Source organism: Bacteroidia bacterium (assembly GCA_033391075.1).
In the GTDB taxonomy this organism is placed as follows: Bacteria; Bacteroidota; Bacteroidia; order J057; family J057; genus JAWPMV01.
In genome coordinates this window covers 75,260-100,253 of the sequence record JAWPMV010000005.1, presented here as the reverse complement: position 1 = coordinate 100,253, position 24,994 = coordinate 75,260, and the positions used below count along the sequence as shown (strand labels likewise).

Annotated in this window: 24 protein-coding genes; 15 read left to right on the top strand and 9 right to left on the bottom strand. The window is 41.4% G+C overall.

Features of this window, described 5'->3' with window-relative positions; all coding sequences use genetic code 11:
• Nucleotides 1-3: 3 nt before the first annotated feature.
• The 6 genes from R8P61_36045 to R8P61_36020 form a co-directional block, all read right to left on the bottom strand.
• The gene (locus tag R8P61_36045; GenBank protein MDW3652546.1) at nucleotides 4-1,146 is read right to left on the bottom strand and encodes a mandelate racemase/muconate lactonizing enzyme family protein; all 1,143 of its coding nucleotides are present in this window, start codon (nucleotides 1,144-1,146) and stop codon (nucleotides 4-6) included.
• Nucleotides 1,147-1,283: 137 nt separating this feature from the next.
• Nucleotides 1,284-3,197, bottom strand: a complete 1,914-nt coding sequence (locus tag R8P61_36040) for an FG-GAP-like repeat-containing protein (GenBank protein ID MDW3652545.1) — start codon at nucleotides 3,195-3,197, stop codon at nucleotides 1,284-1,286.
• Nucleotides 3,198-3,272: 75 nt separating this feature from the next.
• Nucleotides 3,273-4,853 (bottom strand): RagB/SusD family nutrient uptake outer membrane protein, encoded by a 1,581-nt coding sequence (locus R8P61_36035; GenBank protein ID MDW3652544.1) that lies wholly within the window; start codon nucleotides 4,851-4,853, stop codon nucleotides 3,273-3,275.
• Between the two features lie 79 nt (nucleotides 4,854-4,932).
• Nucleotides 4,933-8,016: a TonB-dependent receptor gene (locus R8P61_36030; GenBank protein MDW3652543.1), complete on the bottom strand. Its 3,084-nt coding sequence runs from the start codon at nucleotides 8,014-8,016 to the stop codon at nucleotides 4,933-4,935.
• Between the two features lie 228 nt (nucleotides 8,017-8,244).
• Entirely contained in the window at nucleotides 8,245-9,120 is an 876-nt protein-coding gene (locus tag R8P61_36025) for an AraC family transcriptional regulator (protein MDW3652542.1), read from the bottom strand.
• A gap of 267 nt (nucleotides 9,121-9,387) precedes the next feature.
• Entirely contained in the window at nucleotides 9,388-10,716 is a 1,329-nt protein-coding gene (locus R8P61_36020; GenBank protein MDW3652541.1) for a GntP family permease, read from the bottom strand.
• A 203-nt stretch (nucleotides 10,717-10,919) separates the two neighbouring features.
• Between R8P61_36020 and R8P61_36015 the strand changes: the two genes are divergently transcribed.
• The 7 genes from R8P61_36015 (at nucleotide 10,920) to R8P61_35985 (ending at nucleotide 15,802) form a co-directional block, all read left to right on the top strand.
• A complete protein-coding gene (locus R8P61_36015; GenBank protein MDW3652540.1) occupies nucleotides 10,920-11,261 on the top strand; it encodes a hypothetical protein in 342 nt (113 codons plus the stop codon).
• 131 nt (nucleotides 11,262-11,392) lie between these two features.
• Complete coding sequence (locus R8P61_36010) at nucleotides 11,393-11,860, top strand: nucleoside 2-deoxyribosyltransferase domain-containing protein (GenBank protein ID MDW3652539.1); 468 nt, start codon at nucleotides 11,393-11,395, stop codon at nucleotides 11,858-11,860.
• 400 nt (nucleotides 11,861-12,260) lie between these two features.
• On the top strand, nucleotides 12,261-12,806 hold the full coding sequence (locus tag R8P61_36005; GenBank protein MDW3652538.1) for an ankyrin repeat domain-containing protein: 546 nt from the start codon (nucleotides 12,261-12,263) through the stop codon (nucleotides 12,804-12,806).
• Between the two features lie 32 nt (nucleotides 12,807-12,838).
• Nucleotides 12,839-13,321 carry a nuclear transport factor 2 family protein gene (locus R8P61_36000; GenBank protein MDW3652537.1) on the top strand — a complete coding sequence of 161 codons (483 nt, stop codon included), beginning with the start codon at nucleotides 12,839-12,841 and terminating at the stop codon, nucleotides 13,319-13,321.
• Between the two features lie 287 nt (nucleotides 13,322-13,608).
• Complete coding sequence (locus R8P61_35995; GenBank protein ID MDW3652536.1) at nucleotides 13,609-14,274, top strand: hypothetical protein; 666 nt, start codon at nucleotides 13,609-13,611, stop codon at nucleotides 14,272-14,274.
• Between the two features lie 77 nt (nucleotides 14,275-14,351).
• A complete protein-coding gene (locus R8P61_35990; protein MDW3652535.1) occupies nucleotides 14,352-15,113 on the top strand; it encodes an isocitrate lyase/phosphoenolpyruvate mutase family protein in 762 nt (253 codons plus the stop codon).
• 140 nt (nucleotides 15,114-15,253) lie between these two features.
• Entirely contained in the window at nucleotides 15,254-15,802 is a 549-nt protein-coding gene (locus R8P61_35985; GenBank protein MDW3652534.1) for a DUF1697 domain-containing protein, read from the top strand.
• 16 nt (nucleotides 15,803-15,818) lie between these two features.
• On the opposite strand, the gene R8P61_35980 is transcribed toward R8P61_35985, so the two are convergent.
• Nucleotides 15,819-15,962 (bottom strand): hypothetical protein, encoded by a 144-nt coding sequence (locus R8P61_35980; GenBank protein MDW3652533.1) that lies wholly within the window; start codon nucleotides 15,960-15,962, stop codon nucleotides 15,819-15,821.
• Between R8P61_35980 and R8P61_35975 the strand changes: the two genes are divergently transcribed.
• The 6 genes from R8P61_35975 to R8P61_35950 all read left to right on the top strand — a co-directional run bounded on the left by R8P61_35975 (nucleotide 15,961) and on the right by R8P61_35950 (nucleotide 21,267).
• Complete coding sequence (locus R8P61_35975; GenBank protein ID MDW3652532.1) at nucleotides 15,961-16,854, top strand: LysR family transcriptional regulator; 894 nt, start codon at nucleotides 15,961-15,963, stop codon at nucleotides 16,852-16,854. The genes R8P61_35980 and R8P61_35975 overlap by 2 nt on opposite strands.
• A gap of 34 nt (nucleotides 16,855-16,888) precedes the next feature.
• Nucleotides 16,889-17,533: a class I SAM-dependent methyltransferase gene (locus R8P61_35970; GenBank protein MDW3652531.1), complete on the top strand. Its 645-nt coding sequence runs from the start codon at nucleotides 16,889-16,891 to the stop codon at nucleotides 17,531-17,533.
• A gap of 107 nt (nucleotides 17,534-17,640) precedes the next feature.
• On the top strand, nucleotides 17,641-18,921 hold the full coding sequence (locus R8P61_35965; GenBank protein ID MDW3652530.1) for a T-complex 10 C-terminal domain-containing protein: 1,281 nt from the start codon (nucleotides 17,641-17,643) through the stop codon (nucleotides 18,919-18,921).
• 78 nt (nucleotides 18,922-18,999) lie between these two features.
• The gene (locus R8P61_35960; protein ID MDW3652529.1) at nucleotides 19,000-19,452 is read left to right on the top strand and encodes a hypothetical protein; all 453 of its coding nucleotides are present in this window, start codon (nucleotides 19,000-19,002) and stop codon (nucleotides 19,450-19,452) included.
• 633 nt (nucleotides 19,453-20,085) lie between these two features.
• The gene (locus tag R8P61_35955; GenBank protein ID MDW3652528.1) at nucleotides 20,086-20,661 is read left to right on the top strand and encodes a hypothetical protein; all 576 of its coding nucleotides are present in this window, start codon (nucleotides 20,086-20,088) and stop codon (nucleotides 20,659-20,661) included.
• A 51-nt stretch (nucleotides 20,662-20,712) separates the two neighbouring features.
• Nucleotides 20,713-21,267, top strand: a complete 555-nt coding sequence (locus tag R8P61_35950; GenBank protein ID MDW3652527.1) for a Crp/Fnr family transcriptional regulator — start codon at nucleotides 20,713-20,715, stop codon at nucleotides 21,265-21,267.
• 4 nt (nucleotides 21,268-21,271) lie between these two features.
• Here R8P61_35950 and R8P61_35945 read toward each other — a convergent pair whose 3' ends face one another.
• The gene (locus R8P61_35945) at nucleotides 21,272-21,889 is read right to left on the bottom strand and encodes a hypothetical protein (protein MDW3652526.1); all 618 of its coding nucleotides are present in this window, start codon (nucleotides 21,887-21,889) and stop codon (nucleotides 21,272-21,274) included.
• A 62-nt stretch (nucleotides 21,890-21,951) separates the two neighbouring features.
• On the opposite strand from R8P61_35945, the gene R8P61_35940 reads away from it, so the two are divergent.
• On the top strand, nucleotides 21,952-22,230 hold the full coding sequence (locus R8P61_35940) for a DUF2262 domain-containing protein (protein ID MDW3652525.1): 279 nt from the start codon (nucleotides 21,952-21,954) through the stop codon (nucleotides 22,228-22,230).
• Between the two features lie 155 nt (nucleotides 22,231-22,385).
• On the opposite strand, the gene R8P61_35935 is transcribed toward R8P61_35940, so the two are convergent.
• Entirely contained in the window at nucleotides 22,386-24,263 is a 1,878-nt protein-coding gene (locus R8P61_35935) for a CocE/NonD family hydrolase (protein ID MDW3652524.1), read from the bottom strand.
• Nucleotides 24,264-24,419: 156 nt separating this feature from the next.
• Between R8P61_35935 and R8P61_35930 the strand changes: the two genes are divergently transcribed.
• Nucleotides 24,420-24,968 carry a calcium-binding EGF-like domain-containing protein gene (locus R8P61_35930; GenBank protein MDW3652523.1) on the top strand — a complete coding sequence of 183 codons (549 nt, stop codon included), beginning with the start codon at nucleotides 24,420-24,422 and terminating at the stop codon, nucleotides 24,966-24,968.
• Nucleotides 24,969-24,994: the final 26 nt, after the last annotated feature.

Sequence of the window (24,994 nt, the reverse complement as noted above, 5' to 3'; positions counted from 1 at the left end):
CCCTCAATTGATTAGCATTTCATCTGAATAAAATCGAATGATATCCTCATCAACTTCAATGCCCAGACCGGGCTTTTGGGGAACGGAAATCATGCCTCCTTCCATTTGGATAGCTGGGTGAGTTAGTTGCTCTCGAATGCCATTTTCGGTACGATCATACTCAATAAAAAAATCGGGATTGATCAGGCGACCTGGAATCGGTTCCAGATTGGCAATAAAATGTAAAGCCGTATGAAAGGCTATGCCCGAACCCCAGGTATGGGGGATAATTTCAACTCCATAGGTGCTGGCAAGCGCTGCAATTCTCTTAGCCTCTGTCAGTCCTCCTGCTCCGCATATATCTACCTGTAAAATATCTACAGAATCGTTCTGCAAAAGTTTTTGAAATCCATAACGGAGGTATTCACATTCTCCCCCGGCAATGGGTATGCTAGTTTTACTCCTTAGTTCTTTATAGTGATGATAGAATTCAGGAGAAACGGGTTCTTCAAACCATCCAATATTGTAGGGTTCAATAAGGCGGGCGAGCTCAGCAGCTTCTCTTAGAGAATAGGCATGATTGGAATCCACCATGAGCATAATCTCATTACCTATGGCTTCTCTCACCATTTGCACATGTCTGAGGTCTGCTTTTACCGACAAACCGACCTTCATTTTTATGGCCTTAAATCCTTCCTTTACATAGCTTCGAGCTTCATCGGCCAATTCTGCTGGCAGGTTCGGACTTTCTGTAAAGTAGAGTCCTGTCGCATAAGGCATAATTTTATCCCGAAATTGCCCTCCCAGGAGTTTGCAAACAGGTAAGTTCAAAGCTTTGCCTTTCAAGTCCCACAATGCAATATCGAGGGCACTAATTGAGGCTACCAGAACCCCTCTTCTGGCAAAATCCAGGGTTTTCCGATACATTTCAAACCATAGGGTTTCCTGCTCCAGGGGATCTTTTCCCATGAGCAATGGGCATAAAAGTTTTATGCCAGCTGCCAGCACATCTGCAGGCCCATAGCCTTCTCCCCAACCTACCAGGCCTTCATCAGTGGTAATCTTTACGATGCAGATTCTTCTTTCACTGTATTCCCATTGAGAAAATGAGAAACTCTTCCCTAGCTTATCTGACAAAACAAAGGTTTCTATGCTACTTATATTCATTGATGCAAAGCTGTAGTGTGCAGTAGATTAATAGCTGTAAACCGAATCAGATTTAAAATAAACCAGAGACATGAATTTAGCTGGATGGAAATTATCCAATTTCGAGCATAAATTACCTATGATAAGATGAACTAAAATTAATTTGTTCTCAGGAGTTTTGTTTTATAATTGAAACCTTCGCCTTCCAGTTTTACGACATATATTCCAGCGGCTAAATGGTGTCTGATATCAACCTGATTGCCCAGAGCTTTGGTACTGGGGATTAACCTTCGATAAATTTCCTGGCCCTGTATATCAAAAAGCCTGAGCAAAAGGGTCTTCCCGATATCTTTGCTGGGAACATCAATCCATAACTGATCAGTGAAAGGGACTGGATAGATTTCGAATCCGGGTGTTTGAAAACTTAACTCCTCACTATCCTCTGCAATCTCGATGAGGCGATCTGCCTGTATATTCTGCAAGACTTGTTTACCCGAAGCACTCCATTTAATTACCAAAGAATCGACTTTATCGTAAGGACCCAGACCCAAATGGACAATTGTGCTGTTTTGAGATTCATGACTGGAACCTCCATAGATTTCCCGTAGGAGGATTTCTCCTCCTCCCAGATGGGCTTCAATTCGACTACCGATGCCGCTTGTTTCAGATTTTATGCCCTCCAGTTTTATTTTTAGCCAATGATAGTTGCTGTTATTTTCATTTTTGTACAAGCGACTGGGGCGAAAGAAATCTTCGGGATTTTCTTCCTGATAGGGGGTTTGATTAATAACCAGTAAATCCATGTCCCCATCCTTATCATAATCAAAGACCACAGAGCCTCTACCAATCGAGTGGTCATTGGTTTGGGTTTCGAATCCAAATTCACGATAGAGTCCACCCCGGTTTTCCAAAAAGAGATTGGGATTGGGTAGGAGGGAAGGATTCAGGCATCCATTTGAAATGTAGAGATCTGAATCCATGTCATGGTCGATGTCAAAGAAATTGGCTCCCCAGCTTACGGGAACGACCCTCGTCCCATCATTGGTGCCGATCGTACTAAAGCCTATGCCCCGATTGTAGGATTTCTCACGAAAGGGTTTATCGGGACCTTCATTAATAAAGAAGGGAGAAATCTGAATATTGGTAACCAAATAGTCCAACCATCCATCCATATTCACATCAGCAGCTGCCAATCCCATTCCATTGATTCCGTAATCAAAATCCATGGCTTCTCCTATTTCGGTAAAAGCAGCACGGGGAAATTCATTTCTGTACACCAGGTTGGGGGTTTCCCTGTCACCAAAATCATTGGCTACCAGAATATCAAGGTCGTTATCATTGTCGAAGTCCGTCCATAAGGCTTGAAAAGTGAGGCCGGCTCTCTCAATGCCATAAAGTTGGGAGGATTCAACGAATCGTTCACCATCCACATTGATGTACAAAAGATCAGCCGCAGGGGAAGTGTTGCCATTTACCAATGGGCCTTCGAATTCATCGAGGCTTCCTTCAAAATTGCTAAAGTAGTTGCATACATATAGATCTGGATAGCCATCACGATTTACATCTCCAAAAGATGCTCCGGTTGAAAAACTTCCTTCAACCAGACCAAAACTCAAAGACTGATCAGAAAAGGTTCCATCTTTATTATTAATCAGGAGGATATTGGGTGCCTCACCGAATGTGTTTCCGAAAACGAAGGTAATGGTAGTAACATATAGATCAGGCCATCCATCACGATTTACATCAGCCACTGCTGCTCCCTGGGTTACATAACCATCCAGGCTATTTAATCCAGCCTGAGTACTTACATTTTGGAAGCTCCCATCTCCCATATTCTGGAGAAGCTGATTGGGGCCAGCTCCACCACTCAGGAAGACATCCTCCCAACCATCCTGATTGAAATCAATAACAGCTGCACCGCCTCCAAATATTCCTTGAAAAACCTGAAAACTATGATTTATTCCAGCTTCTTCCGTGGCATCTGTAAATGTAAGCTGAGCAAACATTTTTCCAGGGAGAAAGCAAAGCGGAACCAGAATAGCGATGAATATAGGGCGTAGATATTCCGTCATAATAAAAGTCTAAAAAATGAGAGGCCTTGTCAGCCAGGGCCTCTCAATCTATTGATCTAATTATTATTTATCCATTTAGTATCCAGGGTTTTGCGTAATACTAGGACTTTGATCTATCGCAAATTGAGGGATAGGCCAAAGGTAATGCTTGCCTGGGTCAAAGGTTCTCGCTTCATTAATGTTAGGCATAAGGAGAACGGTTTCAGCATCTCTCCATCTAAGCAGGTCGTAATAGCGGGTTCCTTCCATGAAAAACTCAACTTTTCGTTCATGCTTGATCTCATCTCGCATGCTTTCCATCGTATGACTACCTACATCAAAGTTTGGCATGCCTACACGTGCACGAACTTTATTAACAGCTTCATATACAGCGGCTGTAGGTCCGGAAATTTCATTGGTCGCTTCTGCCCACATCAAGAGGATATCTGCATACCTAATTAGAATAAAGTCTTCTCCACCATTGCTGCTAAAGCTGTTGTTAGAGGTTTCATTTTTCCATTTTCTGGACGCAATCGGGATGTCCTTTACTGCGCCATTGGAGTTAAAGTTGTTTTCGATCAAAACAGTTCCTCGATAGGTTTCTCCGGGAAAGAAAAATGTACCACTAAAACGGGAATCTCTATTGGCAAAAGGATTATCTGGATCATAAAGTGGAGATTGATCAAAGGGTAATCCATCTGTCATATAATAATCGTCGATCAAATGCTGAGTAAACTGAAAAGCTCCCCAGCCCTGTCCTTGTGAAGCAGTGGTTCCTGCCAATTGATTAGGACCATAATGTGCTCCCAGGAAATTTCCTTCGCCAGCACCTACTTCAGAATCAACGTATTGAAGTGAGAAGATGATTTCAGGACTTTGTTCGTTGGATCCTCTAAACAAGCTTTCATAATTTGGATCCAAATCCACCGCTCCACCTTCCATAGCAATTACCTGAGCCAGGGTAGAAGCAGCATTTGCGAAATCATTTCTGAACAATTGGGCTCTACCTTTCAAAGATAAAGCTGCCTGCTTGGTAGGTCTGCCAAATTCACCCTGGAAAGGAGTTTCTTGCAAATTGGCTATCGCATAATCCATATCTGCATACATCGCATCCTCTACCTGAGATCTGGCTGTTCGCGTAATTACACGAGCCTCCGCGGGTGTAAGCGTCTTTAATACTAAAGGAACATCCCCATATAAGAAGGTCAACTCATGATAGACATAGGCTCTCAAAAATCGGAGTTCTCCTACAATTTGTTTGTAAGTGTCAGAAGAGGAATCCAAATCCTCTATCACTCCGGATTCAATAACTTCTAATATGGAATTGATTCTAAAGATTGCGCGATACCCATAATCCCATTTCCAGGTAACCACTCCACCCGTATTGGGGCTAAATGTACCTTGGGCAATGGCTTTATACTGGTATTCCCAGGCGCAACAGATAACAGCGTTTTCAGTTACAGCTTCAAAATGAGGTTGAACATGAATGAAAGCTCCTCCCCACCAGGAACCTGTAAAGGAGTTATAAACTCCATTTACTCCGGCTATGACATCTGTAGTACTTGTGAAAAATCCATCTACAGATCCTGTATCAATGGGCGTGAGGTCCAGGGTGTCTTCACAACTTGTTGCGAACATGAGGACCGATACACATATGATTCTTAAAAAATCTTTCATTTTATCTTAGCTTATTTTTTCCAAATAATTTGAGTTAAACAAGGGCTTGAATTGATCATTTGAAACAATTCACCTTAGGTTAAAAACTTGCATTTATTCCCCCGGAAATGATCCTAAGGTTTGGGAAACTATCCCAGGCACGGTTTACCCCTCTTGGTCTTTCAGGATCGAAAAAGGGGAAACTGGTAAATGTCGCCAGGTTTTGAGCGTTGACGTAGATCTGAACACTTTGCAGAAAACTATTGTCCATTAAACTCTGAGGTAAGGTATAGCTAAACTGGACATTTTTGATTCTGAGGTGAGAGCGATCCAATAACCAGAAACTATTGGAAGCTGAGGTAGATGGCCAACCATCTCCTCCCAGAAATACCCTTGGGAAAGTAGCGTCTGTATTATCAGGTGTCCATCGATCCAACCAGCGTGTATCTGTTGTATGGAGGTTATTAAATGGCCAGAAGAGTTCATTACTTCCATAAGTCTGATAGGAAGCTGCTCCCTGTACCAAAACAGCCAGGTCAAATCCTTTCCAACCAAAGTCAAGGTTCAGTCCATAGATCCATCTTGGATCCTGGTTCCCAATGACCTGTCGATCTTCTGCATCAATAACTCCATCTCCATTCAGGTCTTCCAATCGTACATCACCCGGTCCATACAAAGCATTTATACCTGTATGGTCTGCGGCTGATTCAAATTCAGACTGGTTGCGGAAAATCCCCAGAGATCTATAGCCAAAATATGCGCCGATTGGCGATCCTGGCTGTAGCACCGTTTGACCTGCATTGGCACCAGAAATTCTACGATCAACTTCTTCTTCTCCCAGTAGTTTATTCAACTTCAATACTTCATTTTTTACATGGGTTACATTTCCTCCTATTCCAAAGCGGAAGTCTCCAAAATTATCTCTGTAGAAGAGGCTAATTTCCCACCCTTTATTTTCTACCTCGGCAGAGTTAAGAATTTGCGAACCAAATCCGGAAATGGTAGGTACAGGTACATTAAAGAGAATATCCTCAGTAGTTCTAATGAAATAATCCGCTTCAAGCTGAATTCGAGAATTAAACAATTCTGCATTTATCCCAATATTAGAGGAAGTGGTAGTTTCCCATACCAGATCAGGATTACCTAATGAAGTCTGGGCGACTCCCTGGACAATACTTCCTCCGAAGTTGTAGTTTTCTGATAAACTCAAAGTCCTTGCATAGCTAAAGTTTCCAATATTCTGGTTCCCCAATTGTCCCCAGGATGCCCTGATTTTCAGGAAATCAATAGCAGAAGAATTGAAGAAAGTTTCTTTGGAAATAATCCAGCCTGCGGAGAATGAGGGGAAGAGCCCCCATTTTTCATTCAGGAATCTTGAAGAACCATCATAGCGCAAATTGGCCTCAAAGAGATATCTATCGTCAAGGACATAGTTTACCCTTCCAAAATAGGACTGAAGCGCCCATTGAGTTGCACTTTCACTATTGGTAGCAGTAGATGGATCTCCTGCATTCAGTGTAAGAACATTATTTGAGATAAAGGTGGTTCGTCCTGCCCAGAAAGATTCAGACTGACTGGTTTCCTGATTAAATCCTCCCAGAATTTTGAAGTAATTTTTACCAAAAGTCTTTTCGTAAGTAGCCTGAAGCCAGGTAGTTATATTGACCCCATTCCAGGTAGCACGAGAAGCCGACCTACTTTCATTGGGTCCCACCGTGACAACATTAGTAAGAGGATCCGCAGAAGGAGAGGTGAATCTTAAGGTGCGGTCAAAGTTATGGCGATAATTTATGGCTGCAGTACCTTTTACTCTCAGGCCAGGGATAATTTCGTATTCAATAAATGTAGAACCCAGGACGTCATTTTCTTTACGATTGAATTCGTTTTCAATAACGTTGAACCACGCATTTCCGACACCAAAAACTGGTCGAAGCAAATCTCCATTATCATTTCGTATTCTATCGACCGGCAATGATCTCAACATATTGGCAATCAGATTGCCTGGATTTTCCTGATGTCCTATTCGATCCCCACGGGTTAAGGCCAGGTTTACACCTATGGTGACCTGCTCATTTACCCGGGTATTAAGATTAAATCGACTGGTGTATCGATCAAATCCTGTTTTCTCCATAATCCCTTGCTGATCCAGGTAGCCAAATGAAAATCTGAAATCTGTATTGGACGAACTTCCTGCCACACTAAAGTTATGTTGTTGGATAGGGGCTGAAGAAAATAATTCGTCCATAATATTCGAATTCGGACCATTTGCCCGGAAATTGGCAATGTCCTGATCGGTATATTTCGGCGCTTCGCCGAAATTGGTCTGGGCCTCATTGTGCAACTCCGCAAATGCAGCTGCATCCGTGATGAGTTCTGGTAAACGAATTCCTTCTGTAGTACCAATATATCCATTGTAATTAAAGGAAACTCCTTCCCGGCCATTTCCATTTTTGGTGGTAACCAGTACAACCCCATTTGCAGCACGTGATCCATAAATAGCTGCCGATGCAGCATCTTTCAGGATCGTGATGCTTTCTATATCATCTGGATTTAGATTACTAATTGGGGCTTCAATCCCATCCACCAGAATCAAAGGGTTAGCATTATTCAGGGTACCGACTCCTCGAATCCGAATCAGGACATTATCACGTCCCGGCTGTCCCGAATTTTGGTTGATAAATACGCCGGGTGCGGCACCTTGCATAGCCACAGCCGCACTTGTAATCGGGCGGTTCTCGATAGCATCTGCATTTACCGCTGTAACAGCACCCGTCAGGTTAGCTTTCTTTTGCGTAGTATATCCGGTAACAACTACTTGTTCCAGTGTGCTTGCCGTAGCAACCATATCAATGGTAACACTTGTTTTGCCTTCAATATTTACTTCCAGGGTTTTATAACCGATGTAAGAAATGATAAGGGTAGTAACCCCATCTGGAACATCAAAGCTAAATCTCCCTTGCTCATCTGTGAGTGCTCCCGCTGTGGTCCCTTTTGCACGAACACTAGCACCTATGAGAGCTTCACCATCTTCATCCAGGACAGTTCCGCTGATTTGGGCGAACTCATTATCGAGATCGTTTTTTGGATGTACTTCTGCTGATACGCTGGAAATTGTAAAGCAAATCAGACTGAAAACAAGAAGACTACATCGAAAAAAGTAGTGAATAGTAGTAGTCAGTTTCATAAAAAAATAATTAGTAGATAGTCCATGATGTCAATTAGATGGGAATAGATGCGAGTGGCATTACCTTGCCTTTTAGCATAGGCAAATCAATCACACAATTATTCCCCAATCTGTATTGCATAAATTAGGAAAGGATGAAAGAAGAAGGTATGCAGCTATTAACAGAGGCTAAACGTATTTTAACATATATGGGAAAATATATGTAATACAGAGGATATACTTTTTTACTTATACCGGGGAAAGGGAATGTCGAAAAAGACTATAGGCTGCTCTGTAACTACTAGGAGTTTCTCCCTTTATGCTACGAAATGTCCGGTTGAAATTGGTGAGTGAATTAAAGCCGACTTCATAACAGATTTCTTTAATGGAAATCTCGCCATTGATGAGGAGCTGACAAGCCTTACTTATACGAACCTCATTTAGGAAATGGGAAAAAGTTTTATGGGTACTGTTCTTGAAAAATCGACAGAAAGCAGGAGGGGTCATATGGGCAATACCTGAAATCTCTTCCAGATTTATATTCCGGGAATAATTATTTGAAATATAGGTAATAACTTTTTGTAGTCGATTTTCCCTGGAACCCGAAGAAGGAAGCACAAAATGAGGACTAGAAAGGAGCTGATAATCCTCATCTCTGGATAGGATGTTCAGGACTTTGAGGAAGTTGATCAGCAAATCAACAGACTTACTCTCACTTAATTGCAGCAAAAGTTTGCCTATTTCCATTTGGGTTTTTTTGGAAAAAAGAATTCCCCGGAAAGACTTCTGCAACAATACTCGAATCTCGCTAAGTTCGGGAAGTGAAAAGAGATTTACCCCTAAAAATTCTTTGGCAAATTTTACCACAATAAAATCCGCTTTTCCATCAAAATTTGCGTCATTCCTCCATAAATGAGGGAGCCATTCGCCTACGAGGACTAATTCACCTTTTTGAAAATGAGAGATATGGTCACCAACGATTCTATGGCCTTGGCCTTCGAGGAAATATATGAGTTCAAATTCCTTATGGAAATGCCAATTCCCTCCCAGATATGGCTGGAATACCCTTTTAACATAAATTGAGGAGCGGATGTCCTTCTCGGTGGATTTGTATTGAAGTTTCATAATAATGAACACTTCCTTTACCTGGCAAGTGTAGTAGTAGTCAACTTAATATATAGAATTTTGTATGGATAAGAAAATAATGAGATTGCATAATAAAGGATTTAGAAGGGATAAAAATGTACCAGTCTTCTCTTCAAACCCGGAATTTTGTAAGGGATCTTTACATTTGAAGTTTGTTCTTGAAAAAATCAACAGCATGACAGGGGGCCAATACAATCTGGGGAATCATAGATTCTTTTGGGACGCATATGGATATCGAAAAAAAATCTAGGCGAGACCCAAAAAATGGAGGCAGAGGACAAGCATTAAACCTGAAAAACCCATTACTGCAGATTGAGGTGTATAGGTTTTATAGAGGATGTGAACCGGAACATCATGCAGACGATTGAGCAGCCAGAAAAAACTCGAATTGGCATGAAAAACGCAAAAGGATCCACAGCCAATCAGGGCAGCCATAATCTCTGGAGAATAACTCATCTCTGAGGCCATAGGCCCCAAAATTGAGGCAGTTCCGATCAGGGAAACAGTTATCGAGCCGGTAGCCGTTGTAAGGACTGCTGCAAGTAAAAAGGGTAACATTATACCCAAAGCAGGATAGGAAATAAAGAAGTCAGAAAGCGAGGCGTCCATTCCACTTTCTCTTATGATATTGCCAAAAGCTCCTCCAGCAGCAGTGATCATAATTACCAATGCTGACTTTACAATGGCTTGTTCTACCAATCTATTGAATTCGGCTTTTCCAGAAGTCCTGTTGAATTGCAAGAAAGCAATAAAAGCCCCAATAAGTACTGCTATAATAGGAGTACTGATGAAAGCAAGTATTTCCTGAGAGTATGAGCCTTCTTCCAATTCCAGAAATCCACCTGCAGCCATCAAGAGGATTGGCACCAGGATGGGTAATAGATCCATAATTACCGGAATATTGGCATGCTCAGTCTCTGTATCAATTTCTTTTTTTTGAGCCAGGAGCTTTTGATCATATTCCAGCCATTGATTTTTACAGGCTTTTGAAGCCCAGAGAATTCCTGCTGCCATAGCTAGGCCTCCAACTCCCAAATTGATAAGTAGCATTTTCCCCAAATCCACCTTTAATAAAGAGGCAACCACTAAGGGACCCGGAGTAGGGGGGATCAAGGTATGAGAAACGGTAAGTCCAGCTGTCAGCGCAAGACCTAAAACCAAAACAGGCCTTTTACTTTTTACTGATAAAGCTTCTGTGATAGGTTGTAAAATGATATAGGCTACATCTACAAAAACAGGAATAGATACCAAATATCCGGTTATTCCCATTGCCCAGGGAAGCTTCTTTTCTCCGGTTCTTTTTACGACCGCTTTTGAAATTCTTTGGGCGGCTCCGGTCTCGCTCAAGACCTCGCCGATAAAGGCTCCCAAAATCACGACTATGGCAATCCATTTCATCGTGTTTCCGAATCCTTCCAGTAAGACTTCCAGGCTTTGTTTTCCTCCCATTCCCAGTGAAAAGCCCAGAGCAATCGCAGCCAGAATAAGGGCTATAAAGGGATGTAGTTTCCATTTTGATACCGAATAGACCAGGAGGATCAGGATCAGCAGTAAGGACAGGAGGTTCCAGAGCATAGTTTTTACTTGGATAATGAACGAATAGGGAAAATAATGAATAGGTACAGATGGCACTAGCCAGATATTAACCATATATGGTCCTATTCAATCCATTCTTCTCTCCCATCAACTCTCATTCTTGTTAAGAATCCTGCATAATTCTTTGCAAAAGAAATCTCCAAATATTTGTGAAGCTTTTCCTATCGGTATTTACATTGTGTATGATGAATTCTGGTGTGCTGGCGCAGGAAGAAGGCAAAAAGAATATTTTCGGCATTCAAATCGGTGGGGGGATATCCAGCATAGAAGGATATGAGGCTGAAAAGCGGATGGGCCTAATTGGGGGATTGTACTGGGAATACAGAATCGGGCTTAGTCGAAAGGATTTTACAGGTTCAGACTGGGGAATTCCTTTGGAGATCAGTCTCGATGTATCCAATCGATTGCAGTTGGGCGGTATCATCAATTATGGGCTGATGAATGTGGCTAAAAATGATACTCCGCAAAGTTCTCAAGTAAAAAATCACTGGGGCAGCTCTACGCTATCCTATATCTTCCGATAAGCTTTATCAGAGCTTGATCTGAATGAGCTCATAGCAGCTGTTGTGAACTCTTTTGTTTTGGGTGAGATTAGAGATTGAATAATTTGTGTTATATTTACGCAAATATTTTATTTGAATTTATCTCTTCGAGCATGCACGTAATCAAAGCACCTGAAAGCATTTCCAAAAATTTCAGGACTGAGAAACTGATCTTCCTGGCAGGATCAATAGAAATGGGGCTGGCAGAAGACTGGCAGAGCAGGGTAGAAAACTATTTCAAAGATCTAGCAACATATACCCTCTTAAATCCCCGAAGGGACGATTGGGATTCCTCATGGGTACAAGCATTTGAGAACCCAAATTTCTATCAGCAAGTCAACTGGGAACTGAAGGGGCTGGAAAGAGCAGATAAGATCATTTGGTATGTAAGTCCAGATACCAAAGCTCCCATTTCACTTTTAGAGTTAGGCTTATTTGCTGCTAGTGGGAAAGTATTGCTCTGCTGCCCAACTGGATTTTGGAGAAAGGGGAATGTAGATATTGTATGTGAAAGATATCACATACCTGTTTACGAAAAGCTGGATGAACTCCTGGCAAAACACTTTCCAAAATCCAGGTAATTCTCATAATTCAAGCCAGCCCCTCATAGGGGTAGATCTGGTTTAGAAAACTCAAGGAGCTTCTGTAACTTGATAAAAGACACTCCTAAATACTTCCCTATGAAAGCTTCTCCTATTCCCTTATTGCTCAGTATATTACTTGGCATGGGTTATTGTTCATTTCTTGCCAGTCAGACGATCAGCAGACAAAAATAGATTCCTCCTTAATTTCCGAAATTGAAAAAGATATCGAAGATAGTTTTGGTCTCAATGACTCTCCCTTGAGTGAGATTGCTCTGAAATAAGGAATGTTTGGCCTGATTTCCCTGAGACTTTCCGCTAATTTTAGCTTCGCAAAAACATTTATCAATCATGAACGGCATACAGCGAAAATTGATAAATTTTCAATTAAACGAATCCAATGGAATACTCCCAACTCCTGAAACTCTTGCATGATGCTAGCCTTGCCGAACTCAAGACTGCCAAATCTAAGGGTCTGGATTTTTCGATCCATGATCTCTCTACTGATGCTAATCTCCTGATTTCTTATTCGACCTATGGATATACCCAAAATTATCGCTCAGACGAAATGATTGATTTTCTGCTGAGTTGTGGCCTCGATATAAATCATAAAATGAATAGAAGAGCTAATGGGGAGACGGCTCTCCATAAAGCCATCGCGACTAAAAATTTTGAAATCGCCAGGCATCTTCTTGAAAGAGGAGCAAAGGTAGATCTCCAGGATAAAAATGGGAACACCCCTCTTTTCAAAGCTGTCATGGGCTATAGAGCGAATCCCGGAGCGCTGGAAATGATCAGAAGCTTGAGGGATAAGGGAGCATCATGGGATACTGCAAATTTTCATGGAAGTTCCCCCAGAAGTGTAGCTGAAATGATAGGAGGAGGAATAGATGCCGGTCATAATGACAAAAGCTGGGACCTGAGATTTTTGCTTGCTGAGGACTAATTTCAAAGAAATCCTGATAAATAATTACACTTATGAATATTATTAAGCTATTCATCTTCCTTATGCTGTTCCTGTCAGCATTTGCCTGTACAAATTCCCCATCTTCTCTTAAAGTGGAAAGCAGGGAAAGTCTGCTGGCTGAAGAGGAAGCCATTAAGGAGACGCTTATAAAGATGTGGGAAGCTATCGAATATGAGGAAGTCGAGAAGTACGCGGAATTTATTCATCCGGATTTTACGCAATTCGGGGAAATGGATTCTTCCTTAAATATTGGTAAGGAAAAAGAAGTAGAAGGAGTAAGAGGATGGCTTGAAAATGCATCCAACATCCACACTGAAATGCTGGAACCCCGGGTAGTAGTTAAAGGAACTGTAGCCTGGATCACCTACTATTGGAAAGATCAGGGGATCAGTCAGGGAGAGAAATTTTCCTCTGGTGGTAAATCAAGCAGAATCTTTGTCAAAGAGGATGGGAAATGGTTATGCATTCATGGACATTATACCCTCTTTCCCTGACCCACCCTTTAGAATATAATTGCAGACGTGTTACAGTAAAGCTACCAATCTGAAAATACGCACATAGTTTTAGTAGGAGGAAATAGCTGATCTGCTTCTATTTCTAATCAGTAATGGTTCCAGCCATATTCAAGGACAGTGTATTCATATCAATGGAGGAGTCATGATGATCTAGCTGAGAAACCTACTTTATTACATAAAAAACTGCTTATGGAGAAACATGCATTGCCCTAAACATGCAACAAATCCTTCCTGCTAAGGTCTCTTATTTATATTCACCCTCAGACATGGAACTACTACACAAAGCCAATATCTTCATTCACCTTGCCTCAGGGACCATAGCTCTGATTCTGGGGCTGATAGCTTTGTTGACCATCAAAGGATCTAAACAGCACAATTTAGTTGGACGTTATTTCCTAAGACTAATTGCCTTTGTCATCCTCACGGGATTGATTGGGGTATTTGTTTTCGAGCGAAACACCTTCTTATTGGTAATTACGGTTTTGAGTGGATACGTTTCGCTTTCCGGATATCGGGTTTTAAAATCGAAAAACAATGAAGTAAACAAAACAGATATCGCTCTTTCCATAATCAGCTTGATTGTATTGGCCTATTTCCTTTACTATTTCCAATCAATAGGGATGATATGGTCTCCCATTGTTATTTATAGTACAGTTGGAGCTCTACTCTTTGTGCTACTTTATGACTTTCTCCGCTACTTCATTCCTAAAGAAGCATATAAGAGACATCGAATTTGGCTTTATGAGCATATCTATAAAATGATGAGTGCATTCTCGGCTTTGCTTTCTGCATTTGCAGGAACAGTTTTGGAGGCCTATCAGCCTCATAGCCAATACCTGCCTTCGGCTTTGTGTATGGGCATTATCCTGGGATTTATGTTTTATGTCTATGCCTATGGATTGAAGAGGATGTCCAACATGCCAAGAGAATAATATCTACAAAAAATACTCGTCCAAAAATCGGTTGCTGATCAAAAATTGGGGCTAGAGATTTGTATCAAAAAAAAGATATGAATTTCAAAGAGTTACACAAAAATGAAGCGCCCCTTATTATCTGCAATGTATGGGATGTCAGCAGTGCAAAGGCTGCAGAAGTAGCAGGATTTCAAGCCATAGCTACTTCTAGTGGAGCCATTGCCAGTATGCTCGGATATAGGGATGGAGAAGAGATCAGCTTTGAAGAAGTCTTATATATAGTGGAAAGGATCATTAGCCATGTAAAGCTTCCGCTTTCTGTAGATTTAGAAGCCGGATACAGTCGAGATCCCCTTAAAATCGCAGAATATATAAGCAGCTTGGACCGATTAGGGGTAGTGGGGCTAAATTTGGAAGATAGTCTATGGAAGGAAAACAGGCAGCTAGTTAAAGCAGAAGATTTTGCCGCTATGCTCAGAGCACTTTCGGTAGTCTTGGAAGAGAATAGAATTAATACTTTCCTAAACATAAGAACCGATCCTTTTCTGCTAGGGCATCCTGAGCCTTTGGAGGAAAGCATACATAGAGCTAAAATCTATGCAGCAGCTGGAGCAGACGGATTATTTGTTCCTTGCATAAGCAAAGAAGAAGATATAAAATCACTTATTGCAGCGACTTCTCTACCTGTAAATGTAATGTGCATGCCGGAGCTGGCGGATTTTTCCGAACTAAAATCATGGGGAGTAAGTCGTATTTCCATGGGAAATTTTCTGTTTAATCGTAAAGCTGCATACCTCCAGAATCTTATGGCCGAGATCAAAACGAAGTCAAGTTTTAGCCCCGTTTTCCAAGACTAGGATCAACTCATTCTGACTTTCAGATCGAAATTCCATTTTTTTTTAAGTAGTATGGATACCATTCAGATAGTTTGCGACTAAAGTACATCAAAAACATCCTTGTGTTCCATCCGTAGGCAGAGACTCAAGATAAAGGAAAGATGAAAGAAACCTATTTGGCTTTTTTGAGAGGAATAAATGTTGGGGGACATCATAAAGTTCCCATGCAGGAATTACGCGATTGCCTTAAAGAACTGGGATTTGCCAATATTCAGACAATCCTCAATACAGGCAATATCATTTTCGAAACGGAAGCTACGAATCTGGAAGAGCTTGAAGGGAGAATTTCTGAGCATCTTGAAAAACACTTTGCTTTTCCGATTCCCTGTATCCTTCGCAGGGCATCTTTTATATTAAGCCTTTTTTCGGAAGAGCCTTTCTCAGCTATTGAAGTACATAAAGGAATTCGATTGTATATCTCTTTATTAAAAGAAAACAAAGAACTGGAGCCAGCTATTCCCTGGTCCAGTCCTGATACTTCTTTTCGAATTCTGGCAAAAAGAGAAAAAAATATTCTCAGTGTTCTCGATCTCGCTGTATCAGGTACTCCAAAAGCCATGGAAGCTCTGGAGAAATTTTACGGCAAGGATATTACCACTCGAAACTGGAACACCATCAAACGCATTGTCGGCAAACTTTCCCAGACATAACAGCAATTGCTGAAGTTCAATTAAAACGAAAACTGAATTTCAGGAGGAGAGGATGCTCAGCTTGAAGGCTGAATAAACTATTTTCAATATCATCTCTAAAGCTCCGCCCGGCATTGGATTCATCCTGGAGATCAGCAATAAATCGTAATTTCACTTCCATGGAACTTAAATATTTCAGGCTAATCAAAACCATAGCTGAAGAGGGAAGTATCGCGAATTCATCAGAGCGCTTGTTTCTGACTCAGTCGGCTTTAAGTCATCAATTGAGAGAAGTAGAAGAACGCCTGGGTTTTAAAGTTTTTCAGCGAAAACGAAATCAGTGGAAGCTGACACAAGAAGGAGAGGAAATCTATGCTTTGGCGAATCAGTTATTTGATTCCATTGAAAAGGGCTTCAGTAAAATCAAACAGATTAAAGAAGGCTCAAAAGGGCAGATAAAAATATCGGTAGAATGCCAGTCATTTTTTCAACAACTCCCAGGCTTTATTCAGAAAATGGGCATCCTCTATCCGGAAATAGAGATCGAATTAGATACAGGTCCGCGAAATGAAATGATCTCAAAAGTACAAGCCAATCAAATCGACCTTTGTTTGGCAACCTTTAAACCAGAAGCAGAAGACTTGCTATGCCTGGAGGTTTTTCGGGATGAGATTTTTGGGGTAGTTAATAAAGAGCATTTTTTCAATGAAGAGGACTATGTAGCTCCTGGCAAGTTTGCAGACTGTCATCTCATCATCAATTCTTTTCCTTTGGAAGGAGTTGCTGTCTATGAACATGCCTTGCGCCATCAAAGCATACATCCCAAAAAAATATCAGCCATTCCCTTTACAGAAATTTCATTGGCTATGGCAGCTGCAAATATTGGCGTGCTATGCGCTCCTAAATGGCAATTGAATTGCTTTAAGCTACAAGAAGAACTTACTTTCAAACGAATTGGGCTGCATGGACTCAAACGAACCCATTATTTGATCATAAAAAAAGCAGCCCTACAGAAAAAATATATTAGCAATTTCGTGGAAACCTTTGAGGAAGAATTTATCGGCAAGCTATAGTTCTTCTATCATCACTTAACCTAAGCCTCTCCACATGAAAATAGAAGCCTTACACGATTTTCACGATCCTGAATTTTCCCAGGCCTGGGCAGACAGATTTACTCCTAATCCGGACAGGACTCGCCTTTTTCAGGATATTCAAGAACAGATAGCTCCTTTGATCTCCAATGAAAATCCTATCCTAGAGCTAGGAATAGGTCCCGGCTATTTGGCTGTTTTTCTTTTGGAGCAGCTTACAGAAATGCGCTATGTAGGCCTTGATTTTTCTCAGGCTATGCTGGACATTGCTCAAAAAAGGACGCGGAAATATTCAGAAAGAATAGCCTTTTGTCAGGTGGATCTTGTCAAAGAAAATTGGCCCAAAAAACTCAGCAACAGGCCTGCCGCAATTGTATCTACCTGGGCACTGCATGATCTTTTTAAAGCTCAAAACATATTGAAAGTTTATAGGGATGCATATGGATGTTTAGCTGAAGGAGGAGTATTGCTAAATGGTGATTTTATCAAACCTGAGGAATCTGATTTTGAATATGAAGGAGGGCGCATAAAACCCAGCGAACAGCTAGTATTGCTTCAAAAAGCAGGCTTTTCAAAAGTGGAATGTTTAGCTGAGTATGAGAAGTCGGTTGATAATCCAACGACAGCCAATAACTACGCACTTTTCAAGGCTGTAAAGTGAGGCTTAGTGCCCTCGAAGCAGATTCATGAGCTCTTTGAGGGATTCTCAAATCCCTTTTATTTCTCCTAAAACTTTGGCAGATTAAGATAGAAAGAATTGCCCTGCACATGAATAGAATCCCCGCACAATCACACATTAGCCTTCTGCTCCTCTTTTCATTTTTTTTCTCCTGCTTCCCTGAACTATTAGCTCAGGAATTATCCACCCATACCGAGGAAGAAATTCTTCTGGTCGATTGGGAATCCATGGATTGTGATGACACCTATGATCCCTACAAATTAAAGAGTCGGATTAGCTTTATGGAAGAAGTGGATGGCTTGTTACATATTCGGGTCAATTTTGCAGATAACTGTTGTGCAGATTTTACGCCAGACATCACATTTGCAAATAATCGGCTGGAGCTTGTTTCAGCCACTCAGGAAGATAATGAGTTTTGTTTTTGCAATTGTTGTTTTTCCCTGGAGTATAAAATAGCGGGTTTATCAGGAAAGACTTTTGAAGTCTTTTTTAATGGGAAGAAAATTGAAGTATCGGATGAGCATTACGAAACCCAGAAGGTAACATATGAAATGTACAGGGGTGAGCAGATCAACTTTACCAATAAATACGGATTTAAAGAAGGAAGATGGATGGTATTTCATGAAAACGGGCAAGTAGAATACGATGGAGAATTTCCGAATAATGTGCAGTACCAGGATTCTGAAGCTATCTGGTATAAGAGGTATAATAAAGAAGGAGAGCTCATTTACTTTGATCGGAAGGATAGTATACAAGCTTGGTTTGAAGATAGAGAGATTAGGGCAGAAGAGTTTTCTTATACAAAAGGGGATACCAGCTTCAAGTATATTTTTAGAAAATTTGAAAATCGAAAATTAGCTGAGAAATCTCTCGTGCTTTCCTATCCTTACATACTTAGGAGTGAATTGAATCCTTGCTTTGAGGAGGCAGACCTAAGAACAGAAACCTTATATAAAGAGACCTTTTACAGAGATGGTCAAAGAGAATATCTGTTGAGCAATGATACCCTCTATAAATGGTATGAGAATGGGAATTTTCGGGAAATCGTTTTCCCAAACGGAAGTAAAAGATTTGATGAAGAAGGTAATCTTTCCAGTCAGGTCTTTCGATGGAAAACAAAGGGTCCCGCATGTCAAGCTGATTTACGCCACAATCTTTATGTGTATTACGATTCCAGTAACTCTATTAAAAAAATAGATATGACCCGAGATGAAGCTCTTGGAGAAAAGACCTATAAGGGACAAGATTATATCTGGACCTGGGATGAGAACAAAAAACTTACTTCTATGCCCGAAGAATGGGATGAAGATTTCCCCTGGGAAAAATTTGAGCTACTCACCAAACAACTCGAAGGCCATCAACTGCCCTAGACTATCTTGATTGGACGCTGCCGTCTAAAGGTTTAGGCTTATTCTCCCTAATATGAAGGAAATAATAATTCCTTCTCTATGAGTACACAAACTTCAAGTATCAGCAAATACAGATCGCATTCCTTTAATAAGTTTTGGTTAAAGATTACGGCTTTTGTCGTGGGCTCCTTTGGGCCTGTCTTTTTTCTGGGGACTATGATTGCCACCATGGAACCTGCCCGTTTGACCCTGGATATTTTGAGTTGGCCACTGGATGGTATGACCACTTATGAATCTCCTGATACGCGATTTCTCTCAGCTTTGACTGGAGGATTTTTGCTGGGTTGGGGAGTGATGATCTGGTTTCTCTCTACCTCTGTTTATGATAAAGCTCCTGAAGCTGTTAGGAAGGCAGTTTTATACGGCGCTCTTTCCTGGTTTTTCCTCGATAGTGTGGGTTCGATTGCTTCCGGCAATGCCTCCAATGCTTTATTCAATCTTCTGTTTCTGTTATTGGCAGTGGGACCTTTATGGAGACCGGCGGAGGATTGAAAATTTAGTCATCCAGCACCTCTGTCATTGCGAACGAAGTGAAGCAATCCCCTTGAATCCCAATAATTATCTAAAGCGAAGGAGATTGCTTCGCCCAAATTTTGGGCTCGCAATGACAAGCTTGCTTTGGTTCCTATTTGGTTCCTATTTGGTTCTTTATCATTCAAAAACATCCAGCACTGCTGTCATTGCGAACGAAGTGAAGCAATCCCCTTGAATCCCAATAATTATCTAAAGCGAAGGAGATTGCTTCGCCCAAATTTTGGGCTCGCAATGACAGGCTTGCTTTGGTTCCTATTTGGTTCTTTATCATTCAAAAACATCCAGCAGCGCTGTCATTGCGAGCAAAGTGAAGCAATCCCCTTGAATCCCAATAATTATCTAAAACGAAGGAGATTGCTTCGCCCAAATTTTGGGCTCGCAATGACAGGCTTGCTTTGGTTCCTATTTGGTTCTTTATCATTCAAAAACATTCAGCAGCGCTGTCATTGCGAGCAAAGTGAAGCAATCCCCTTGATTCTCAATAAGTATCTAAAGCGAAGGAGAAAGCCATTCGGGCTGGTTTTCTGATGGGAGTAGAAAAACAGGCTTAAGAAAAAAGCTGTAAATCTTTGGGTAAATTGGCAGCACAACATGACAGAGAAAGAAATCCATAGCCTTATTGACCTGCTTTCAGCGAAAGGAGTTTCCTTCGATAAAGGACTTTCGGAAGTGGAGATCGCTCAGGTCAAAACCAGCTTTCAGATTGAATTTCCTGAGGACTTGAAAGCCTTCCTTCAAACAAAACTCCCTGTTTCAGTTGGTTTTGTTCATTGGAGATACGGCATAAATTCTCAGAAGGGCAAAGAAGAAATCATTTATAGATTGAATGGGCCTGCTGAGGGAATTTACTTTGACATCAGACATAATGGATTCTGGATGAAGGATTGGGGAGAAAAACCGGATTCGTATCAGGAACAAAAAACCATTGCTTATGAGCATTTGCTGAAAGCTTCCTGGCTGATCCCCATTTATTCACATAGATACATGCCTGGCTCTCCTTCAGAAGCTGGAAATCCCGTATTCTCTGTTCATCAAACAGATATCATTTACTATGGAAGAACACTGGCAGATTACTTTTCCCAGGAATTTCACTTCCAATTGCCTGATTTTTTTTCAAATCCTTCAACAGTCAAGTCCATCCCTTTTTGGTCTGAGCTGGTCTCTTAGTAAATTATAGCTTCCATTAAGCCTACACTTATGCATGTCTTAGTTGAAATTATGTCACAGTTGGTCGCCTTAAACGAAGAAGAAATTCTGGCGATTGAAGAATCCTTTCCCATCAAGACCTATCCTAAAGGAAGCTTTTTGCTAAAGGAAGGTCAGATAGCCCAGGATGCTTTTTATGTGGTAAAAGGATGTATCCGAAAATACGAAGTGCAACATGCGGAAGAGAAAACCCTCGATTTCATTGTCGAAGAACAATCGGTCGTGGACTTTCAAAGTTTGACTCAGCGAACACCTTCCAATCTCTTTTTTGAATGCGTAGAGGAAACGACGGTTGCCATCCTCAACCAGGACAAAGAAAATAAACTCTACAAACGCTTTCCGCATTTTGAGACCATTTGCCGAACCAATATGGAAAGTGCTATGGGAGCAAGGCAAGCAGAATTTACGCGTTTTATTACCTCAACTCCTGAAGAAAGATACCTTTTTCTTTTAGCAGAAAGACCCGGTTTGTTGAACCGGGTCCCTCAATATCAATTGGCCAGTTATTTAGGGGTAAAGCCTGAAACTTTGAGTCGGATCAGGCGCAGAATTACCCTTAAAAAGTAAGGGCCTAAAAATTAAAGCCGAAATGTAGACCCGGCTCAAACAAGAAGTATTTATTCCATTTATCCTCTTCTCGCTGGAAAGATTCTGGAAGATTCGTATTGATCGGCCACCAGGTCGTAGTTATAGAAGGCTCCACAAACATGCGTCCTTTGAAAAGATCAAAGTGATAGCCCAAACGAAAGATATTAAATAGCTGGAAGCCACTTTGAATCTTATTGTCGCCCTCATCCAAATAATTCTGGTGGAAAGCGGTCGAATGAATCTGTGCATAAGCTCCTTTCCACAGAAATCTCTTATAGGCCAAACCAAGACCATAAGCTCGAACCTCTCCGGGAAAATTGCTACTCGACTGTTCATAATCAGGTCCATAAGGCCGACCCAAAGGTCCCTGGTAGGTCCAGGTGATGGCCTCTACTGAGAGTACATCTTTGGGAGTCAAACGATATCCATAATTCAACTGAAAATAACGAGGCGAAGGATCAAGCAGAGGAGTCATGATAATAAAGGCTGTACTTCCGATAAAGTGCCTGCGAAACTTTGACTCTGTTTGCTTGTCTTGTGCGTGTAAGTTGCCCAGAAGGCAAGAGATGGTGAGGAGAAATGCAATTATTTTAACTTTCATAATATTGAGTTTTTCTCCAAATAGGCACTTATCGAAATCAGTTTCATTGACTTTGATCAAGAATGAAAATTGATATCCGGGCATCCTGCAAATTTCCAGCTCTTTTTAGTACTCCTGAACTAAGAGAAATGGAATTGGTGGACAAAATAGCCCTCGAACTATTTGCCAAAGAAGAAGAGTGGGACCTGAAAGGAAAGCAGCAAATACTTGAGGGATTGCTTTCTTTGAAAAATGAGACTTGGTTGGAAGAAGGAGAAAAGCCTTTAAGCAAAAAAGAATTCCTCCATAAGATCAAGTTGGAAAGTATTGTTGTATTTCGAGGAGGGGAATTTCAGTTTTAGTATGCAGATGGAGACATCTTTTGGGGACATTGAAAGAGGGGGGAATAGAGGGTTAATACAATTAGTTCTAATCCTTCGAGCGAAAGGTATAGCATCCTGAGGCAGATCTTCTTCGGCCAGGCAATCATGAAACAGAAATTCAGCCAATATCCTAATCAATCCTCTAAGATCGGCAGGATAATTAGGGAAGGGTATGTGGCTGAATGAAAAATTGTATTGTCGGCTTTGATCATCCTCCGATTTTTTCCCAAAGCTTCTCCTGTATTCGGATTTACATCCCATCGAGGAAAATTGCTGCTCGAAATGTCCACACGTATTCGATGTCCTTTCTTAAAAACATTGGCGGTAGGGAAAAGATCAACCTTCAATTTATACACTTTGCCCGCCTCGATGAGTTCCCGACTGATTCTCCCATTTCGATAGCTCATACGAACGATCCCATCCGTGAGGTTTAGGTCAAAGCCTTCTGGAAAATCCTCAGAGGGAGGGTATATGTCTAGCAATTTTATCGTAAAGTCTGTATCTACAGCAGAAGAGGAAACATAGAGTTCCAATTCAATGGGCCCTACAATTTTCCGGTCTTCCTCCAAAGGTTCTGTTTGAAATACCACTACATCTGGCCGGGCTTTTAACGGTAAGTATGGTGGCTTGCTTCCTGCAAAATCCGCTCGTTCTCTTTGATTGAAGGCCCCATCTTTTACGCGAGCAGATACATTGCCTCCAAGAGTAGGAACCGGATGAGAGGGATCAAAGGTATAAGTAGTGGAAGACATGGACTTTGAGGATCTCTCCTTACCAAGAGTTCCTTCCTCTCCTAGATAGTAAGTCTGCTTCTCAATTTTCAGGGGAGGCCAGTGCTCAAAGCTTTGCCAGTATCCTCCGTGTCTTAACCGGCCTGCTTCATTTTTACTCCCATCTCCTGTTCCCATGATAAAGAGTTGTATTGGATCGGTATTCAAATCTGATTGATCTTTCCCCAGCAGTAAATGATCAAACCAGCGGCCCTGATATTCCACGCGAAAATCCGGAATAGCCGCACTTTCCCCAAAATCTACATCCCCTGAATAGGTTCGTCCATTTCCACTATGTGTCCAGGGACCGAGGATCAACCATTTGGGACTCTCCTGCAAGCTGTCCAGCACCAGGAAATTTCTAATTGTCCCTCGCAGGAATATGTCATACCATCCGCCTACATGTACCATCGGCACATCTGCAGTCTGTGCATAATACTCTTCCCAATTGATACCCATCGCTTTCCAAAATTCATCATAATCCGAATGAGTCAATTCTTCCAGGATATAGTCCTCAAAATTGGGAGCAATAGACAGTGGATTTAATCCTTTGCGGAAAGGCCAGGCCATGTACCAGTCATTAATCTGTTCTTTTTCAAAGTGTTTTTGAACCACTGGATCTTTGATTTCAGCCGGAATCTGCTTGAAAGCCCAGGTCAATTCTCTCCCCAATTCAAAAGCTCCGCCTTGTCGTACTGCATGATCCCAGGCATTGGTCATTCCGCCCATGTTCAGGATCATCGCACTCAGGCCTTTGGGATTGAGTTTGGACGCATCGGCCTGGGTATGTGCTCCATAGGAAGTTCCCCACATGCCGACCCTGCCATCGGAGTAGGGCAGTTGGGCCAGATATTCAACCGTTGCTGCTCCATCAGAACCCTCCAAAGGATTATATTTTTGAAACTCTCCCTCTGAATCATAGCGCCCTCTTAAGTCTTGAATGGCTACGATATAGCCCTTAGAAGCCAAATGTGTGATCACCTTTACAAAACGTTCACTCATTTTTCCATAAGGAGTACGCTGAAGCAAAACCGGCATAGGTTTTTCATCAGGCTTATCTCCCTTAGTTTTTCTATAAATATCAGTCGCTAGTTTTATTCCATCGGGAGCGGGGATCATGACATTTTTTTTAACGAAAAGATCTTCATGACCCTCCAGTTTTTCAAAATCCGTTTGGGAAAAAGCAAAAGGAATGATTCCCCATAAGAGAGAGAAGAGTAGGGCAGTAGCTAGTTTTTTCATCTTTGTATATCTAAGCTAAAACTACTTAATAAAATAGAATTTGGTCCTTATCCTTCCACGAAATTCTCCGAATAGATGCAGCCCTTGATGAAGGCGGATGTCACTAGGCTAGTGTGAAACCACAAAATCAAACATATAACACAAATACATTTACTCATGAGATCCGCAACAATCATCGCAGTATTAAGCCTTTTCACCCTAATCTCTTGCCAAAATCCCTGTGCAAATACCGTTTGTCGTAATGATGGCATTTGCATCAATGGTGATTGTAATTGTGCAACAGGATTCCTGGGAGCTGATTGTGGGACGGAAGATGTTCCTACAAAGATGTTGCTCAAAGAAGTAAGCATCAGTAAGTTTCCAACCAGCAGATCCCGCAATGATGACTGGGACAGCAATAGCAGTGCAGACCTTTATTTTGTTTTATTAAAAGGAGATGAAGTTATCTATACAGCCAATACGATATTTGAGGATGCCGAAACCGGAACCCTTTATCCTTTCGAATCCATCAATGCTGATATGGATTTCCCTGAATCTCGCTACCTGATTCGCTGGTATGATTCGGATGCGCCGGATGAAGACGAATTGATTGGAGAAGTAGAGTTCATTCCTTATGAAGAAGGAAAAGCTTTCCCCAGAAACATCTCTATCGAAAGCGGAGGCATAGAAATGGGGATGCGAGTTAGCTATGAATTTGACCAATAGGGAGATTCTATTCCTTAAAAGAATAT

What these genes read in the sequence shown, in the direction of transcription:
- R8P61_36045 (MDW3652546.1), bottom strand. Translation starts at nt 1,146, where the DNA reads ATGAATATAAGTAGCATAGAAACCTTTGTTTTGTCAGATAAGCTAGGG.
- R8P61_36040 (MDW3652545.1), bottom strand. Translation starts at nt 3,197, where the DNA reads ATGACGGAATATCTACGCCCTATATTCATCGCTATTCTGGTTCCGCTT.
- R8P61_36035 (MDW3652544.1), bottom strand. Translation starts at nt 4,853, where the DNA reads ATGAAAGATTTTTTAAGAATCATATGTGTATCGGTCCTCATGTTCGCA.
- R8P61_36030 (MDW3652543.1), bottom strand. Translation starts at nt 8,016, where the DNA reads ATGAAACTGACTACTACTATTCACTACTTTTTTCGATGTAGTCTTCTT.
- R8P61_36025 (MDW3652542.1), bottom strand. Translation starts at nt 9,120, where the DNA reads ATGAAACTTCAATACAAATCCACCGAGAAGGACATCCGCTCCTCAATT.
- R8P61_36020 (MDW3652541.1), bottom strand. Translation starts at nt 10,716, where the DNA reads ATGCTCTGGAACCTCCTGTCCTTACTGCTGATCCTGATCCTCCTGGTC.
- R8P61_36015 (MDW3652540.1), top strand. Translation starts at nt 10,920, where the DNA reads ATGATGAATTCTGGTGTGCTGGCGCAGGAAGAAGGCAAAAAGAATATT.
- R8P61_36010 (MDW3652539.1), top strand. Translation starts at nt 11,393, where the DNA reads ATGCACGTAATCAAAGCACCTGAAAGCATTTCCAAAAATTTCAGGACT.
- R8P61_36005 (MDW3652538.1), top strand. Translation starts at nt 12,261, where the DNA reads ATGGAATACTCCCAACTCCTGAAACTCTTGCATGATGCTAGCCTTGCC.
- R8P61_36000 (MDW3652537.1), top strand. Translation starts at nt 12,839, where the DNA reads ATGAATATTATTAAGCTATTCATCTTCCTTATGCTGTTCCTGTCAGCA.
- R8P61_35995 (MDW3652536.1), top strand. Translation starts at nt 13,609, where the DNA reads ATGGAACTACTACACAAAGCCAATATCTTCATTCACCTTGCCTCAGGG.
- R8P61_35990 (MDW3652535.1), top strand. Translation starts at nt 14,352, where the DNA reads ATGAATTTCAAAGAGTTACACAAAAATGAAGCGCCCCTTATTATCTGC.
- R8P61_35985 (MDW3652534.1), top strand. Translation starts at nt 15,254, where the DNA reads ATGAAAGAAACCTATTTGGCTTTTTTGAGAGGAATAAATGTTGGGGGA.
- R8P61_35975 (MDW3652532.1), top strand. Translation starts at nt 15,961, where the DNA reads ATGGAACTTAAATATTTCAGGCTAATCAAAACCATAGCTGAAGAGGGA.
- R8P61_35980 (MDW3652533.1), bottom strand. Translation starts at nt 15,962, where the DNA reads ATGGAAGTGAAATTACGATTTATTGCTGATCTCCAGGATGAATCCAAT.
- R8P61_35970 (MDW3652531.1), top strand. Translation starts at nt 16,889, where the DNA reads ATGAAAATAGAAGCCTTACACGATTTTCACGATCCTGAATTTTCCCAG.
- R8P61_35965 (MDW3652530.1), top strand. Translation starts at nt 17,641, where the DNA reads ATGAATAGAATCCCCGCACAATCACACATTAGCCTTCTGCTCCTCTTT.
- R8P61_35960 (MDW3652529.1), top strand. Translation starts at nt 19,000, where the DNA reads ATGAGTACACAAACTTCAAGTATCAGCAAATACAGATCGCATTCCTTT.
- R8P61_35955 (MDW3652528.1), top strand. Translation starts at nt 20,086, where the DNA reads ATGACAGAGAAAGAAATCCATAGCCTTATTGACCTGCTTTCAGCGAAA.
- R8P61_35950 (MDW3652527.1), top strand. Translation starts at nt 20,713, where the DNA reads ATGTCACAGTTGGTCGCCTTAAACGAAGAAGAAATTCTGGCGATTGAA.
- R8P61_35945 (MDW3652526.1), bottom strand. Translation starts at nt 21,889, where the DNA reads ATGAAAGTTAAAATAATTGCATTTCTCCTCACCATCTCTTGCCTTCTG.
- R8P61_35940 (MDW3652525.1), top strand. Translation starts at nt 21,952, where the DNA reads ATGAAAATTGATATCCGGGCATCCTGCAAATTTCCAGCTCTTTTTAGT.
- R8P61_35935 (MDW3652524.1), bottom strand. Translation starts at nt 24,263, where the DNA reads ATGAAAAAACTAGCTACTGCCCTACTCTTCTCTCTCTTATGGGGAATC.
- R8P61_35930 (MDW3652523.1), top strand. Translation starts at nt 24,420, where the DNA reads ATGAGATCCGCAACAATCATCGCAGTATTAAGCCTTTTCACCCTAATC.